The organism is Tenacibaculum litoreum, from assembly GCF_964513915.1.
GTDB classification, from domain to species: domain Bacteria; phylum Bacteroidota; class Bacteroidia; order Flavobacteriales; family Flavobacteriaceae; genus Polaribacter; species Polaribacter litoreum.
In genome coordinates, this window is the sequence record NZ_CAZEQS010000002.1 from 964,672 (window position 1) to 978,444 (window position 13,773).

Consider the following 13,773-nt stretch of genomic DNA (forward strand, 5'->3'; position numbering starts at 1 on the left):
CAAATTGTTACAACTCATCCTAAAAATAATACAATTCAGTTTATTTTTATTTTAGAAATAAAGCATCTAATGAATATTTGTGTCATAATTAACCATAAAAATAACACAATGAAAATCTTAATACACATTTTTGTTATAGCAGTTTTATTTACAGTTAAAACAGTTTCAGCTCAAAACAAAACAGTTACAGCAACAGTTGTGAATGTCACTTCTGACAAAGGAAAAGTAAAATTTGCTTTATATATTAAAGAGAATTTTAGAAAAGAACCGTTACAAGCGAAAGAATCAGTAATTAAAGAAGGAAAAAGTACTGTGATTTTTGAAAACATTCCAACTGGTGAGTATGCTATAATTTGTTTTCATGACGCAAATAATAATAATAAAATGGATTTTGAGCCTAATGGAATGCCTTTGGAAGATTATGGAGCATCAAACAATAAATTGTCTCGTTTTGGACCTCCTCAATTTGAAGAAGCAAAATTCTTAGTTGAGGATAAAAATGTATCTTTCGATATTAAATTTTAGCAAAAAGATATATAACTTCCAAGAGTAAACTAACAATACAAATGAAGGCATCATCAAAAAAAATAGTTAAAAACCTAAAAAATGATATTTGGATTTGCTTAAAATTAACAATCATTTTTGGAGTTGTTTTTACTTTAATAAATCAGGCATTTACGATAAAAGAAGCCGGATTGGTGTTTTTGTTTTCTGCAATGTATTCTTTTGTGTTGGGACTAGGTAATGGAGTTATTAATGACTATTTAAGTGAAAGATGGGACTGGGTTTCACAAACTAATCAACGAGTTTGGGCAGGTATCATAACAACAATAAGCTACACTATAGTGGCGGTATTATTAATCCATTATGTACAATACTTTGTTATTTTTAATAACAACATAGATAACTTTTTTAGAGGTCAGTTTTTATGGATGCATTTATTTGCAATCATACTTTCATTAGCCATCGCTGTGTTTTTCCATGCAAAAGGTTTTATGGTAAACTGGAAGGCCTCTGTAAAACAAGAAACAACACAACATGAAATAGTAGCCAAAACTGAAACGGCAAAATTTGAAACTTTAAAAAGTCAGATAGATCCGCATTTTTTATTTAATAGTTTAAATGTATTAACCTCTTTAATAAGTGAAAATCCAAAGCAAGCAGAAAAATTTACTACAAAATTATCTAAAGTATATAGGTATGTATTAGAGCAACGAAATAAAGAATTAGTACCTATACAAGAAGAATTACAATTTGCTAAGACGTATATGGAATTATTACAAATGCGTTTTGAAGAAGCTGTACAATTTAATATACCAGAAGAAGTAAGTAACCCAGATTTAAAAATAGTTCCATTATCTCTTCAATTATTATTAGAAAATGCAGTGAAGCATAATGTAGTTTCATCTACCAAACCATTAGAAGTAAAAATTTTTGAAGAAGATGGTTTTTTAAAAATTCAAAATAACATTAATCCGAAAGAGGCTATAGGTAAAAGTACAAAAGTAGGATTAAGAAATATAGCAGATCGTTATGGTTTAATAACCGATAGAAACGTTCAAATAGTTAATAACAATAAAACATTTACAGTGTGTTTACCACTGTTAATTAATATAAAAAATAGTATTATGGATACAAAGAGTCTAGAAAACAGTAATTACGTAAAAGCAGTAGAAAAGGTAGAAAAACTAAAAGAGTTTTATCAAAATTTAGTTTCGTACTGTATAGTTATCCCTTTTTTAATATTTATAAATCTCAAAACATATTCAAAGTTCCAATGGTTTTGGTTTCCAATGATAGGTTGGGGAATAGGGTTGTTTTTTCATTACCTAGAAGTAAATAATTACAATTTATTCTTGGGGAAAAATTGGGAAGAACGCAAGATTAAAGAATTGATGGATGATGATAAAAACTATAAGTAAAATGGAAAAAGATTATAGAATTGAATACAAATACGCAAAGGCAAAAAAGAAAGTAGAAAAAATCAAAGGGTTTTACATTCATCTTATAGTAACCTTATTAATTATACCAGTTTTAATTTTTATAAACTTAAAGTTTGTACCTAGTTACCATTGGTTTTACTACCCAATAATAGGAATGTTAATAGGTGTGTTTTTTCATTGGTTTGGGATTTTCGGAATAGATAAAATAGGTTTAGGGAAAGATTGGGAAGAACGTAAGATTAAAGAATTTTTAGAAAATAATAACAATGGAAAATAATTATACAGAAGAGAAAAAGTATTTAGAAGCAAAAAAGAAAGTAAAACAGGTTAAAGGGTTTTATGCTCATGTTTTAGTAAACATAATTTCAGTAATTATTATTGTTTTAGTGAATTTAAAATTCTCACCTTATTATCACTGGTTTTGGTTTCCAGTTATAGGAATAGTACTAGTTACTTTTATTCATTGGATGCTAGTTTTTGGAGTCAATGCATTAGGTTTTGGAAAAGATTGGGAGGAGAAAAAGATAAACGAATACCTAAATAAAAAGGATTAGTATGGAAAATGACTATAAAGAAGAACATAAATATTTATTAGCCAAAAAAAGAGTAGAAAAAATAAAAGGATTTTACTGGCATTTGGCATCGTATGTAATTGTGAATATATTTATTTCAGTCGTAATTATTATGGGATTGATGAATGAAGATAAATTAACTTTTACAAAATCAATAACCAATTTTGGGGTGTATGCTACTTGGCTTTTTTGGGGGATTGGAGTTTTTTTTCATTGGTTAGGAGTATTTGGAACCAATATGTTTTTTAATAAAGATTGGGAACAACGTAAAATACAAGAATATCTAGATGAATTAAAAAAGAAAGAAAATGGAAACTTTAAATAGAGAACAACAATATATAAGAGCTCAAAAAAGAGTAGATGAAATCAAAAGATTCTATAACCATTTAGTGGTTTATATACTAATAAACTTAGTTTTTATTGGAAGAAGAATATATAAAGATATTGTTCATAGAGATGAATCAGTTATGGAAGCTTTCTTAGATATAAACAACTATAATTTGTTTTTTTGGTGGGGAGTTATTGTATTTTTACATGGGTTTAATGTTTTTGCAAAAGGAAAACTTTTTTCTAAAAAGTGGGAAGAGCGTAAGATTAAAGAATACATGAACAAATAATTGCTAAAAATAAACCAAACCATGAATGTTATAATTATTGAAGATGAAAAGCCAGCGGCAAGAAGATTAAGTAGAATGTTGGCCGAGTTAGGTATAGAGGTTCAGCAAATGCTTCACTCGGTAGAAGAGTCGATTAACTGGTTTCAAAATAATGCTCATCCCGATTTAATATTTTTAGATATTCAACTTTCAGACGGATTATCATTCGAAATTTTTGAAGAAGTAACTGTAAAATCAGCTATTATTTTTACAACCGCTTATGACGAGTATGCATTAAAAGCATTCAAGTTAAATTCTATTGATTATCTCTTAAAACCAATAGATGAAGACGAGTTAAAAGTAGCAGTAGATAAGTTTAAAGAACATCAACCTTTACAAAGTAATATACAAGTCAATATAGATGATATTCGTAAGTTGTTGATTAATCCTGTTGATAGAAAATACAAAAAGCGATTTACTATAAAGGTCGGACAGCACTTAAAAATTATCAATACAGAAGATATTGAATGTTTTTATTCTGAAAATAAAGCCACTTATATTCATACAAACTCTAATAGAAACTACTTAATAGATAACTCTTTAGAGTATTGGCAAGAAGAGTTAGATCCGGAACAGTTTTTTAGAGTTAATAGAACATTTATAGTACACATAAATACCATCAAAGATATTGTGTCTTATACAAACTCTCGATTACAGTTAAAGTTGTATTCTTATGATGAAGCAGAAATAATTGTAAGCCGTGAACGAGTAAAAGAATTTAAAAACTGGATTGACTAGCTTAAAGGTCTATAATAAAAATGGTTTTCAAAGTTTTTAGTTACAAAATATTCTGAAGGTTTAAGTTTTGTAAAACTTTGAAATTCTCGTATAAAATGACTCTGATCATAATAACCGTTATCTAAAGCAGTAGATAAATAATGTTTGTTACTTGATAGCAATACTTGCTTGACAGTTTTTTGTAATCTAGTGATTCGTTGAAATTTCTTAGGAGAGACTCCAAACTTTTGTTTAAAAATACGTTCAAATTGACGGTAACTTAAATTACTTTGATGTGCCAATTCATGAAGAGATATTGAATTAAAATTTTTGTATAGAGTTTTAATTACTAAATCCCAATTAACGATATCAGAAAAATGATGTTTTTTTAATTGATTGCATAGAAAGAAATCAATTAATTTAATTTTTTCTTCCACACTAGGTAATGAAAAAAGAATATCTAAAAGCTCTTTGCCTTCATTTTGCCATATTTCTTCTACAGATAAATATTGATTAACAATTTGTGCATGTGGAATAGAAGTAAAATGTCTAAAGCCACCACTATGAAAACGTACAGCAATATAATTTACATTGTTAGCTGAATCAAAAATTAATTTTTCTCTCGGACAAATAACATGAGCAACATCTAATTTTTTGTTATCGATGGATAAAGGGGTACCAATATGAAAAAGCACTTCTAAACCAGTGCCTGGTAAAATTAAGGGTAGACTTTTGGTTTGAGAACAAACAAAATACCTATCAATATAAGGAGATAGGTATTTTGATGGTTTATAGTGTTTTACACTCATTTAGATTAATAAATGTTTATAATTGGCTTTTTGGTAATTAAAGGAGTAATATCCTTTATAAATTGATGAAAATGTGTAGAGTTATTATGTGCATCTACAGCTTTGCTATCAATATACTCTTCATAAAACAAATAATTATCTTCATTAAATAGGTCTTTATGTAATCGATAGGTAATGCATCCAGTTTCAGCGTTACTCGTTTTTACCATTTCTAATGCCAATTTCAAAAAATCGTTTTCTTTTCCTTGTTGAATTGCTATTTGAGCTATAATTACTTTTTGCATTGTGATGAATTAAAATTAAAACTCAAAAGTACTGTCAAAGGTTTCTTATAAATTGTAAAAAAACGACATCTTAAAATTCTAACGGGTTAAGACATCCTTAAAATTTTTAGTAACTAAAATATTTCTAAATTCATTAATCTTAACTTTTGCATCAGGATGTATATCGTTTCCGTCTTCAGTAAACCAAGCATGAGTACTACCAAGATAGTTCATGCCTAAATATTTAGCACTTTCAATAAAAGGCATTTCAAAACCATCTCTAAGGTCATTAACACCAGAGTTACTAATCATTGCCATGTTTTTACCTCGCAACTGTCTACCTAAATCCTTTTTATAATGTAATAAGTCTGAAAGTCTATCAAAAAATGTTTTTAGTGTAGCGCTCATACTATACCAATATACAGGAGTAGCAAATATTAGTGTATCGTATTTATGAATAATTTCTTCCATTAGCGGAATAAAATCATCATTAGCATTGGTAAAATCGTATTCAAATACACCAATGTTCTTCTTTTTTAAGTCAACAAAGTCAAAAGACTTGTTATTATTAAGGTAATTAATCACTTTGTTGGTATTTCCTGTACTTTTAGAGCTCGCTTGTATAATAATTGTTTTATTCATCTGTTGTTTATTTGGAAGTAAAGCTCAAGAAAATATATAAAAAAAGAATTTAGATTTAATTGTAATTATTGATAATAACCAAGAAAAAATCAATAGAAGAAGTCTATATTTTTGTACTTTTATGCTATAAAAAAAGCAGATGAACACAAATACCTACAAATTTTCTAAAAGAAGGAAGTTAAATGAATTTTCTACTAAAGAAATTGTTGATAATGCTAAGAAAAAACTAAAAAAAGCAAGAAAAAAGATTAGTGATTTGCAAGACACTATGTATGCAGAAGGTAAGTATAGTGTTTTGTTGTGTTTACAAGGAATGGATACAGCTGGTAAAGACAGTTTAATTCGCGAAGTTTTTAAAGATGTAAATGCGCGTGGAGTAGTAGTACACAGTTTTAAAGTACCAACAGATTTGGAGTTAAAACATGATTTTTTATGGCGTCATTATATAGCATTACCAGCGAAGGGAAAAATAGGAGTTTTTAATCGTACACATTACGAAAATGTTTTGGTAACTAGAGTGCATCCAGAGTATGTTTTCGCTGAGAATATACCTACAGTAAATAGTCTTGATGATTTAAATGATGAATTTTATCATGGTAGAATGGAACGTATCAATCAGTTTGAAAAGCATATATCGGAAAACGGAACTATTATCTTAAAATTCTTTTTAAATGTATCTAAAGAAGAACAAAAAAATAGACTTTTACGTCGTTTAAATATACAAGAAAAGAATTGGAAATTTTCTGCGGGTGATTTAGAAGAGCGAAAGTTATGGGATAAATATCAAGAGTGTTATGAAGATATGTTGGAGAGAACATCAACAAATTATGCACCTTGGTATATAATACCTGCTGATGATAAACCAACAGCACGTTACATTGTAGCAAAAACTATTGAGGAGGAACTAGAAAAATATAATTTTAAAGAGCCTACACTGCCAAAGAAAGTGTTAGACCAAATAGATGAATTCAAAAAAGAATTAAATAACGAATAAGGAGTTAGAAAGTATAAAGTTGGAAGAATTTTAAAAATACCAACTTTTTAAATATTATGAACTTTCAAACTACATGAAACAATATACATGAAACTAAACTTAACAAAACCAATCGTATTTTTTGATTTAGAAACAACAGGGATAAACATAGCTAAAGATAGAGTAGTTGAGATATCTATTTTAAAAGTGTTTCCTAATGGAAATAAAGAAAGTAAAACATGGTTGGTAAACCCAGAAATAGAAATACCAAAAGAAGCTTCAGAAATTCACGGAATTACAAACGAAAAGGTAGTTACAGAACCAACTTTTAAAGAATTAGCACCGCAAATTAATGAGTTGATAGGTGATGCTGATTTAGCAGGATTTAATTCTAACCGATTTGATATTCCTTTACTAGCAGAAGAGTTGTTAAGAGCTGGAATTGATTTTAACATGAATGATAGAAAAGCAGTTGATGTACAAACTATTTTTCATAAAAAAGAACAACGAACACTAAGTGCTGGATATCAATTTTATTGTGGGAAAGAGTTAGTAGGAGCCCATGGAGCAGAAGCGGATACAAACGCAACTTATGAAATCTTATTAGCGCAGGTTGAAAGATATGAGGACTTGGAAAACTCAGTAGAAGCGTTGAGTGAGTTTTCAATGCATGGAAAAAGAGCAGATTTTGCAGGTTTTATTTTATTTAATGATGAAGATCAAGAAATCTTTTCTTTTGGAAAGTATAAAGGAAGAACAGTTGAAGAGGTGTTAAAAGAAAATCCAGGGTATAATGCATGGATCCAAAATGCCGATTTTCCTTTGTATACAAAGAAAGTATTACGAGAAATAAAAGAAAGAATGTCGGCACCAAAAAACACGATGACCGATGAAGAAAAGTTACAAGCGTTACAACAGAAATTTAATTTAAGGTAATCTTTAACATTTATTTTTAGTAATTATCTTAGTTGTTCTTTAATTTAGATATTACGAAAACAAACACAAGAAAATGTTTACAGAATATAAAAAACTACCTCAAAACTCAAGGGTTTGGGTGTATCAATCAGATAGAGAATTTACACAAGAAGAAATAGAATTTATCAGTGCAAAAGCATTGCTTTTTATTGATAATTGGACACGTCATGGAGACGATTTAAAAGGATCATTTACTATTAAATACAATCAGTTTTTAGTGTTGGGTGTAGATGAGAATTTTAATAATGTTTCAGGATGTTCAATAGATGCTTCTGTACGTTTTATTCAAGAGTTAGAAAAGGAGTTAGAATTAGATTTAATGGATAAAATGAATGTTTCTTTTAAAGATGGAGATAATATTAATATCGTAAAGCTCCCAGAATTTCAAAATTTTGCCAAAGAACAAAAAATAACAGCTGAAACGGTTGTTTTTAATAACATGGTAAATACTAAAGAAGATTTTGAAAAAAAATGGGAAGTACCAGCAAATAAAAGTTGGCATGCACGATTTTTGGTATAACTATTGATTTTATTTAAAAGGAAGGTATTAAAACCTTACAGGAGTGTAAGGTTTGTAAAGAAGTATGATATAATATGAAGAGAAAAGTATTTACGTTATTAGCGTTTGTTTTTATACAAATAATTCAAGCTCAACAAGTAGATCCTTTGTTGGCTAAAGACTCTATAACGCAAAATATTTGGGTAGATAGTATCATGAAAAGCATGTCACTTGATGAAAAAATAGGACAGCTGTTTATGATACAAGCATATTCAAATAAAGATAAAAAGCATGAAGATTTTATTTCAAATATGGTTACAAAATATCATGTAGGAAATATTATTTTTATGCAAGGAACACCTGATAAACAAGTAGTTTTAAACAATAAATATCAAGAATTAGCAAAAATACCTTTAATGGTTGGTTTTGATGGTGAATGGGGCTTGGATATGCGTTTGAAAAACACGTATCGTTTTCCTTGGAATATGACCTTAGGAGCTGTTCAAGATACGGTTTTACTTCAGGAAGTGGGTAAAAGAATAGGAGAGCACTGTAAGCGAGTAGGAATTCATATGAATTTCGCTCCAGTAGTAGATGTAAATACTAATCCTAATAACCCTATTATAGGAAATCGTTCTTTTGGAGAAAGTAAAGAAAATGTAGCAGAAAAATCAATAGCATTTACTAAAGGAATGCAAGGAGTAGGGGTGTTAGCAAATGCAAAACACTTTCCGGGGCACGGAGATACCGAAGCAGATTCACATCACACATTACCAACAATTAATTTTAGTAAACAACGCTTAGATTCAATAGAATTATATCCATTCAAAAAAATATTTGGAGCAGGAGTAGGAAGTGTAATGACAGCACACTTAAGTATTCCAGCTTTAGAAACGAATCCAAAATTACCATCATCATTATCAAAAAGTGTTGTAACTAATTTGTTACAAGACCAATTAGGATTTAAAGGGTTAGTTATTACGGATGGACTGAATATGAAAGGAGCTGCAAATTATTCAACACCAGCAGAAATTGACTTAGCAGCAATTTTAGCAGGAAACGATATATTGTTAATTCCTCAAGACGTTCCAGGGTCAATTAGGTTGATTAAGAAAGCCCTTGTAGAAGGAAAATTAACGGAAGAGAGATTAAATCACTCAGTTAAAAAGATTTTAAAGGCAAAATACTTAGTAGGATTAAATAAGTATAAGTCTATTGCTACAGAAAATGTGGTAAAAGATATAAATAGTCCTTATGATGAGGTTTTACACCGTAAATTGATAAAAAATTCTATTACAGTTCTGAAAAATGAAGGAGGAATTTTACCAATTAAAAACCTTAAAGATAAAAAAGTAGCTTATGTTTCTTTGGGAAGTGATAATGGCTCAGACTTCTATGAAATGCTTAAAAATTATACGAAAGTAGATAAGGTTTCTGATAAGCATTTAAGCGTATTAAACAAGAAGTTAGAAAAGTATAATCTTATAGTTGTAGGGTTTCATAAATCAAATAAAAACCCTTGGAAGGGGTATAAGTTTGCTAATAAAGATCTTGTATGGCTACAAGAAATAGCAAGGAATCATAAAGTTATTTTAGATGTTTTTGCTAGTCCGTATAGTTTGCTTCAAGTTCCTTCTTTTACTAACATAGAAGGAGTTGTAATGTCATATCAAAATAGTAAGTTGGCTCAAGAGCTATCAGCACAAGCCCTTTTTGGTGCCTTCGATCTAAAAGGAAAGTTACCAGTATCTATAAAAAATGAGTTTAAGGCTGGTCATGGACTATTATTAGATGGGTTAGGTGTATTGCAATATACAATTCCAGAAGAAGCCGGAGTTTCATCAGAAAAGCTTTCAATTATTGATAAAAGAATCGATACAATTTTACAAGAAAAAATGTCTCCTGGAGGGCAAATTTTAGTTGCTAAAGATGGAAAGGTAATCTATAATAAAAGCTTTGGATACCATACTTTAGATAAAAAACGACCTGTTAAAAATTCTGATATTTATGATTTAGCTTCTTTAACCAAAATATTAGCATCATTACCTATGATAATGAAAGCTGAAGAAGAAAGGAAAATTAGTTTATTTTCAAATTTAGGGGATGTTTTACCAAGGTATAGCAAGTCAAATAAAGATACTTTATTATTAAAAGAGGTATTGTCTCATTATGGACGTTTACGTTCTTGGATTCCATTTTATTTACACACAAAAGATAGTGTAACAGGTGAAAACTCTACAAAATTTTATAGAAAAAAACGTACTTCAAGGTTTAGTATAAAAGTAGCTAAAAACCTATACTTAGCTAAAGAATATAAAGATTCAATTTATAAACAGATAGTAGATTCAGAACAGCGTAAAAGAATAGGGTATAAGTATAGTGACTTAGGTTACTATATTTTTAAAGAGATTTTAGAAAGAAAGTACAAAAGCCCCTTAAATAAACTTGTAGATGAGCAGTTTTATCAATCTATTGGAGCTAATAGAATGACCTATTTACCTTTGAATAAGTTTCCAAAAGAAGAAATAGTTCCTACAGAAAGAGATAACTATTTTAGACATCAGTTAGTTCATGGTTATGTTCACGATATGGGAGCAGCTATGCTAGGTGGTGTAGGTGGACATGCTGGTTTGTTTGCAAATGCAAATGATGTAGCTAAAATTATGCAAATGTTCTTGCAAGATGGTTCTTATGGAGGAAAGAAGTATTTAGAACCAGAAACAGTACACAAGTTTAATAAACGTTATTACGAAAATAAAAAAGTACGTAGAGGGTTAGGTTTTGACAAACCACAATTAAACCCTAAGGTAAAGGCTACTTGTGGTTGTGTGTCGGATGTAAGCTTTGGACATAGTGGTTTTACTGGGACATATACTTGGGCAGACCCTGCAACAGGTGTAGTGTATGTGTTTTTATCAAACAGAATTTATCCTACAATGAGAAATTATGGTTTAGTAAAAAGTAATATACGTACCAAAATTCAACAAGATATTCAAGATGCTATTTTGATGGCGGAGTAGGTGATAGTTTGGTATATAAAAGAATAAGTAAAAAGGAAGTGAAAAAGTATACTAAAGCTATTTTCCACCCAAAAAACATAGCTATAATATAACTTTGTATACAATAAAAGAAAGGAAATAAAATAGCATTTACACCAAACCTAAAGGTGTCTATAAACTCTACTTCATCAATTTTTTTACTTAGAAATTTCCAAATTGAATATGGAACTAAGCTATTTAAAATGATTAATAAAAATAAAGGAAGAGCGTAGTTAATACTACGCTTTTTTTGTGCAAGTACCTTTTTATTTCTTATGAGAGTATTTACTTCATCAACTTTAGTAAAATCTACTAGAGCATTATTTAAATTAGATAAGGTAGTTTCATAATCTTCATTTTGTTTTATATGAACAGATAAGTTTTCTAATTGATTTGAAACAAGCTCTTTTATGTTTTTTACAGATTTATTTATGTTTTGTCTGTCGTAATAATCGTTAGCCAAAATAGGAGAACCAAAATGGATAGCAGTTTTTGAAGGGTAGCTAGATACGTTTTGATATGTAATTCCTACTGGAACAATATTGATTCGAGTGTCAGGAAAATTATCTAAAGTTTTAAAAATAATTCTTGTAAAGCCTTTACTAAGTGGTCTAACAGCTCTGTCTCTTTTGTGTGTTCCTTCAGGAAAGATTAATAAAGTTTTGTTATTTTTTAAAAGTAGCTGACACTTATTAAAAATTTCTTCATTTTTATTAAGCTGTTGTACACCATCTCTAATACGATAAATGGGCATCATTCCAAGTAAATTGAAAAATTTAGCAATAATAGGGTTGTTAAATACAGCAGCACGTACTAAAAAGTTTGTTCTCCTTTTTATATGTGTAGCTATAAGTATGGGGTCAATTAAGCCATTTGGGTGATTAGCTGTGAAAATTACAGCTTCTTTTTTTGGTATATGCTTACCTCCAACAATTGTTGTTTTTTTAGAGTAAAAGAATAAGCCAGTTTTTACAAAAACTTTAAAAAAGTAATATAAAAGTGTTTTCATGTATTATTTATTTCTTCCCCAGTAAGTAGCTAACATCATTCCTGAAAAAATATCCCAAACACCCCAAAACGCAGCAAGAAGAGCCATTCCTCCTAAGCCATCAAAAAAGCTAAAAATAAGAAGTAACCCTAAACCACCATTTTGTATTCCTGTTTCCATAGAAATAGTTTTAGAGTCCTTTTTGTTTAATTTAAAAGATTTAGCTGTTACATAACCTATAATAAACGCATAAATGTTATGAAATATTACAAGAAATAAAACTAGATGTATATAGTCTTTAAAAACATCAGCGTTATCATAAAGAGCTATTACAATTAATAAAAGGAAAAAGAAAATAGAAAATGGACGTAAAAGTTTATTGATTTTTTTAGCCATTTCATGATGGTAGTGATTAACGAACATTCCTAAAACTATTGGAATTCCTAAAATAAGAAGAACAAGTTTAAAAAGTTCAAAAGGATTTAAGGAAACACTTTTCAAAATCTCGTTAGTAGGTTCATATAAACTACCCCATAATTGTAAATTTAATGGAGTCATTACTAAACAAATTATGGTTGAAAAGGCTGTTAAACTAACTGATAAAGCAGCGTTACCTTTTGCCATTTTACTAAAAAAGTTAGAAACATTTCCTCCAGGGCAAGCAGCAATCATAATCATGCCTAAAGCAAAACTAGGGTATGGGTTAATGATATTGATAAGAATAAAGGTTAAAAAAGGAAGTAAAATAAACTGAGATAATAATCCGACAAATAATATTTTAGGTTTTTTAATAAGTCTTTTAAAATCATCTACCTTCATATCTAAAGCAATACCAAACATAATGATAGCTAGAGCCACATTAAGCATCCATAAAGCTTCAGTATCAAAATTAATCTTAATACTGTCAATTTGTAAAGTGTTAATGTTTAAAGGCATATTCTATTATGTTGGCTCCCATTTGTAAAGCTTTTGTTCTAATTTCTTTTGGATTGTTGTGTACGGCGGTATCTTCCCATCCATCGCTTAAATCACTTTCGTAATCATAAAAAACTATAAGTCTTCCTTTATAGAATAAACCAAACCCTTGGGGAGGTTGTTTATCATGTTCGTGAATTTTTGGCAAGCCTTTAGGAAAGGAAAAGGTTTGATAATAAATGGGATGATTGTTTGGGATTTCTTGAAGTTGTAATTCAGGAAAAACTTTTTTTAATTCTCTTCGTATGTATTTATCAAGACCGTAATTATCTGATACATGTAAAAAGCCCCCAGAAATAAGGTAACTTCTTAGTATTGAGATTTCATCATTTGTAAACAAAATATTACCATGTCCGGTAATAAAAACTATAGGATAGTTAAAGATAGTCTCGTCGTCAAGAGTGATGTTTTGTATGTCTTTATCAATTTGTGTTTTCGTGTTTAGGTTGGTAAACTTTACAAGATTAGGTAAAGCTGTAGGATTTGCATACCAATCACCACCTCCTTTATATTGTATAACGGCTATTTCTTGAGAAGAAATATTTAGACTTATTAGAAAAATAAAAAACAGGGTGAGGTTTTTCATGAATTAACTTGAATTTAAAAGCAATATAGTGAAACAACAATAAAAAACACCAACAAATTTGTTGGTGTTTTTTTCCCCTTAAAAAATAAATTATGCTTTTAACTTGAAAATCCCCTAATTTTTCAAAAAGCGTTTTT

The 13,773-nt window shown here is 29.1% G+C and carries 17 protein-coding genes; 11 read left to right on the top strand and 6 right to left on the bottom strand.

The genetic code is table 11. The features are described 5' to 3' along the window. The first annotated feature begins 108 nt into the window (after positions 1-108). The 7 genes from ACKTTR_RS05900 to ACKTTR_RS05930 are packed head-to-tail and all read left to right on the top strand — an operon-like array spanning position 109 to position 3,909. Positions 109-525 (top strand): DUF2141 domain-containing protein, encoded by a 417-nt coding sequence (locus ACKTTR_RS05900; RefSeq protein WP_408026950.1) that lies wholly within the window; start codon positions 109-111, stop codon positions 523-525. Positions 526-566: 41 nt separating this feature from the next. Then, positions 567-1,922 carry a 2TM domain-containing protein gene (locus ACKTTR_RS05905; RefSeq protein WP_408026951.1) on the top strand — a complete coding sequence of 452 codons (1,356 nt, stop codon included), beginning with the start codon at positions 567-569 and terminating at the stop codon, positions 1,920-1,922. A 1-nt stretch (position 1,923) separates the two neighbouring features. Continuing rightward, positions 1,924-2,220, top strand: a complete 297-nt coding sequence (locus ACKTTR_RS05910; protein ID WP_408026952.1) for a 2TM domain-containing protein — start codon at positions 1,924-1,926, stop codon at positions 2,218-2,220. Then, entirely contained in the window at positions 2,210-2,497 is a 288-nt protein-coding gene (locus ACKTTR_RS05915) for a 2TM domain-containing protein (RefSeq protein ID WP_408026953.1), read from the top strand. Before ACKTTR_RS05910 ends, ACKTTR_RS05915 begins: the two co-directional genes overlap by 11 nt. A gap of 1 nt (position 2,498) precedes the next feature. Next, the gene (locus ACKTTR_RS05920) at positions 2,499-2,840 is read left to right on the top strand and encodes a 2TM domain-containing protein (RefSeq protein WP_377476293.1); all 342 of its coding nucleotides are present in this window, start codon (positions 2,499-2,501) and stop codon (positions 2,838-2,840) included. Then, positions 2,824-3,132 carry a 2TM domain-containing protein gene (locus ACKTTR_RS05925; RefSeq protein ID WP_408026954.1) on the top strand — a complete coding sequence of 103 codons (309 nt, stop codon included), beginning with the start codon at positions 2,824-2,826 and terminating at the stop codon, positions 3,130-3,132. The genes ACKTTR_RS05920 and ACKTTR_RS05925 overlap by 17 nt, the downstream gene beginning before the upstream one ends. A 21-nt stretch (positions 3,133-3,153) precedes the next feature. Continuing rightward, on the top strand, positions 3,154-3,909 hold the full coding sequence (locus ACKTTR_RS05930) for a LytR/AlgR family response regulator transcription factor (RefSeq protein WP_408026955.1): 756 nt from the start codon (positions 3,154-3,156) through the stop codon (positions 3,907-3,909). Here ACKTTR_RS05930 and ACKTTR_RS05935 read toward each other — a convergent pair. The 3 genes from ACKTTR_RS05935 to ACKTTR_RS05945 all read right to left on the bottom strand — a co-directional run bounded on the left by ACKTTR_RS05935 (position 3,906) and on the right by ACKTTR_RS05945 (position 5,602). Further along, entirely contained in the window at positions 3,906-4,697 is a 792-nt protein-coding gene (locus ACKTTR_RS05935; protein ID WP_408026956.1) for a helix-turn-helix domain-containing protein, read from the bottom strand. The two genes, ACKTTR_RS05930 and ACKTTR_RS05935, sit on opposite strands and share 4 nt — an antisense overlap. Before the next feature lie 5 nt (positions 4,698-4,702). After that, positions 4,703-4,981, bottom strand: coding sequence for a putative quinol monooxygenase (locus tag ACKTTR_RS05940; RefSeq protein ID WP_408026957.1), 279 nt, complete (start codon positions 4,979-4,981; stop codon positions 4,703-4,705). 78 nt (positions 4,982-5,059) lie between these two features. After that, positions 5,060-5,602, bottom strand: coding sequence for a flavodoxin family protein (locus ACKTTR_RS05945; protein WP_408026958.1), 543 nt, complete (start codon positions 5,600-5,602; stop codon positions 5,060-5,062). Positions 5,603-5,741: 139 nt separating this feature from the next. Between ACKTTR_RS05945 and ACKTTR_RS05950 the strand changes: the two genes are divergently transcribed. The 4 genes from ACKTTR_RS05950 to ACKTTR_RS05965 all read left to right on the top strand — a co-directional run bounded on the left by ACKTTR_RS05950 (position 5,742) and on the right by ACKTTR_RS05965 (position 11,069). After that, a complete protein-coding gene (locus ACKTTR_RS05950; protein WP_408026959.1) occupies positions 5,742-6,596 on the top strand; it encodes a PPK2 family polyphosphate kinase in 855 nt (284 codons plus the stop codon). Between the two features lie 87 nt (positions 6,597-6,683). After that, the gene (locus ACKTTR_RS05955) at positions 6,684-7,511 is read left to right on the top strand and encodes an exonuclease domain-containing protein (protein ID WP_408026960.1); all 828 of its coding nucleotides are present in this window, start codon (positions 6,684-6,686) and stop codon (positions 7,509-7,511) included. Positions 7,512-7,584: 73 nt separating this feature from the next. Beyond that, on the top strand, positions 7,585-8,070 hold the full coding sequence (locus ACKTTR_RS05960) for an ABC transporter ATPase (RefSeq protein ID WP_408026961.1): 486 nt from the start codon (positions 7,585-7,587) through the stop codon (positions 8,068-8,070). A gap of 74 nt (positions 8,071-8,144) precedes the next feature. Further along, entirely contained in the window at positions 8,145-11,069 is a 2,925-nt protein-coding gene (locus ACKTTR_RS05965; RefSeq protein ID WP_408026962.1) for a glycoside hydrolase family 3 N-terminal domain-containing protein, read from the top strand. Here ACKTTR_RS05965 and ACKTTR_RS05970 read toward each other — a convergent pair. From ACKTTR_RS05970 to ACKTTR_RS05980, 3 genes are read right to left on the bottom strand one after another with little or no spacing between them, the layout of a single operon-like run. Then, entirely contained in the window at positions 11,050-12,096 is a 1,047-nt protein-coding gene (locus ACKTTR_RS05970) for a 1-acyl-sn-glycerol-3-phosphate acyltransferase (RefSeq protein ID WP_408026963.1), read from the bottom strand. The genes ACKTTR_RS05965 and ACKTTR_RS05970 overlap by 20 nt on opposite strands. Before the next feature lie 3 nt (positions 12,097-12,099). After that, complete coding sequence (locus tag ACKTTR_RS05975) at positions 12,100-13,011, bottom strand: bile acid:sodium symporter family protein (protein WP_408026964.1); 912 nt, start codon at positions 13,009-13,011, stop codon at positions 12,100-12,102. Beyond that, positions 12,995-13,636, bottom strand: coding sequence for a DUF4159 domain-containing protein (locus ACKTTR_RS05980; RefSeq protein WP_408026965.1), 642 nt, complete (start codon positions 13,634-13,636; stop codon positions 12,995-12,997). The genes ACKTTR_RS05975 and ACKTTR_RS05980 overlap by 17 nt, the downstream gene beginning before the upstream one ends. Positions 13,637-13,773 lie beyond the last annotated feature (137 nt).

Coding starts and splice junctions, on each gene's coding strand:
- ACKTTR_RS05900 (WP_408026950.1), top strand. CDS start 109: ATGAAAATCTTAATACACATTTTTGTTATAGCAGTTTTATTTACAGTT.
- ACKTTR_RS05905 (WP_408026951.1), top strand. CDS start 567: ATGAAGGCATCATCAAAAAAAATAGTTAAAAACCTAAAAAATGATATT.
- ACKTTR_RS05910 (WP_408026952.1), top strand. CDS start 1,924: ATGGAAAAAGATTATAGAATTGAATACAAATACGCAAAGGCAAAAAAG.
- ACKTTR_RS05915 (WP_408026953.1), top strand. CDS start 2,210: ATGGAAAATAATTATACAGAAGAGAAAAAGTATTTAGAAGCAAAAAAG.
- ACKTTR_RS05920 (WP_377476293.1), top strand. CDS start 2,499: ATGGAAAATGACTATAAAGAAGAACATAAATATTTATTAGCCAAAAAA.
- ACKTTR_RS05925 (WP_408026954.1), top strand. CDS start 2,824: ATGGAAACTTTAAATAGAGAACAACAATATATAAGAGCTCAAAAAAGA.
- ACKTTR_RS05930 (WP_408026955.1), top strand. CDS start 3,154: ATGAATGTTATAATTATTGAAGATGAAAAGCCAGCGGCAAGAAGATTA.
- ACKTTR_RS05935 (WP_408026956.1), bottom strand. CDS start 4,697: ATGAGTGTAAAACACTATAAACCATCAAAATACCTATCTCCTTATATT.
- ACKTTR_RS05940 (WP_408026957.1), bottom strand. CDS start 4,981: ATGCAAAAAGTAATTATAGCTCAAATAGCAATTCAACAAGGAAAAGAA.
- ACKTTR_RS05945 (WP_408026958.1), bottom strand. CDS start 5,602: ATGAATAAAACAATTATTATACAAGCGAGCTCTAAAAGTACAGGAAAT.
- ACKTTR_RS05950 (WP_408026959.1), top strand. CDS start 5,742: ATGAACACAAATACCTACAAATTTTCTAAAAGAAGGAAGTTAAATGAA.
- ACKTTR_RS05955 (WP_408026960.1), top strand. CDS start 6,684: ATGAAACTAAACTTAACAAAACCAATCGTATTTTTTGATTTAGAAACA.
- ACKTTR_RS05960 (WP_408026961.1), top strand. CDS start 7,585: ATGTTTACAGAATATAAAAAACTACCTCAAAACTCAAGGGTTTGGGTG.
- ACKTTR_RS05965 (WP_408026962.1), top strand. CDS start 8,145: ATGAAGAGAAAAGTATTTACGTTATTAGCGTTTGTTTTTATACAAATA.
- ACKTTR_RS05970 (WP_408026963.1), bottom strand. CDS start 12,096: ATGAAAACACTTTTATATTACTTTTTTAAAGTTTTTGTAAAAACTGGC.
- ACKTTR_RS05975 (WP_408026964.1), bottom strand. CDS start 13,011: ATGCCTTTAAACATTAACACTTTACAAATTGACAGTATTAAGATTAAT.
- ACKTTR_RS05980 (WP_408026965.1), bottom strand. CDS start 13,636: ATGAAAAACCTCACCCTGTTTTTTATTTTTCTAATAAGTCTAAATATT.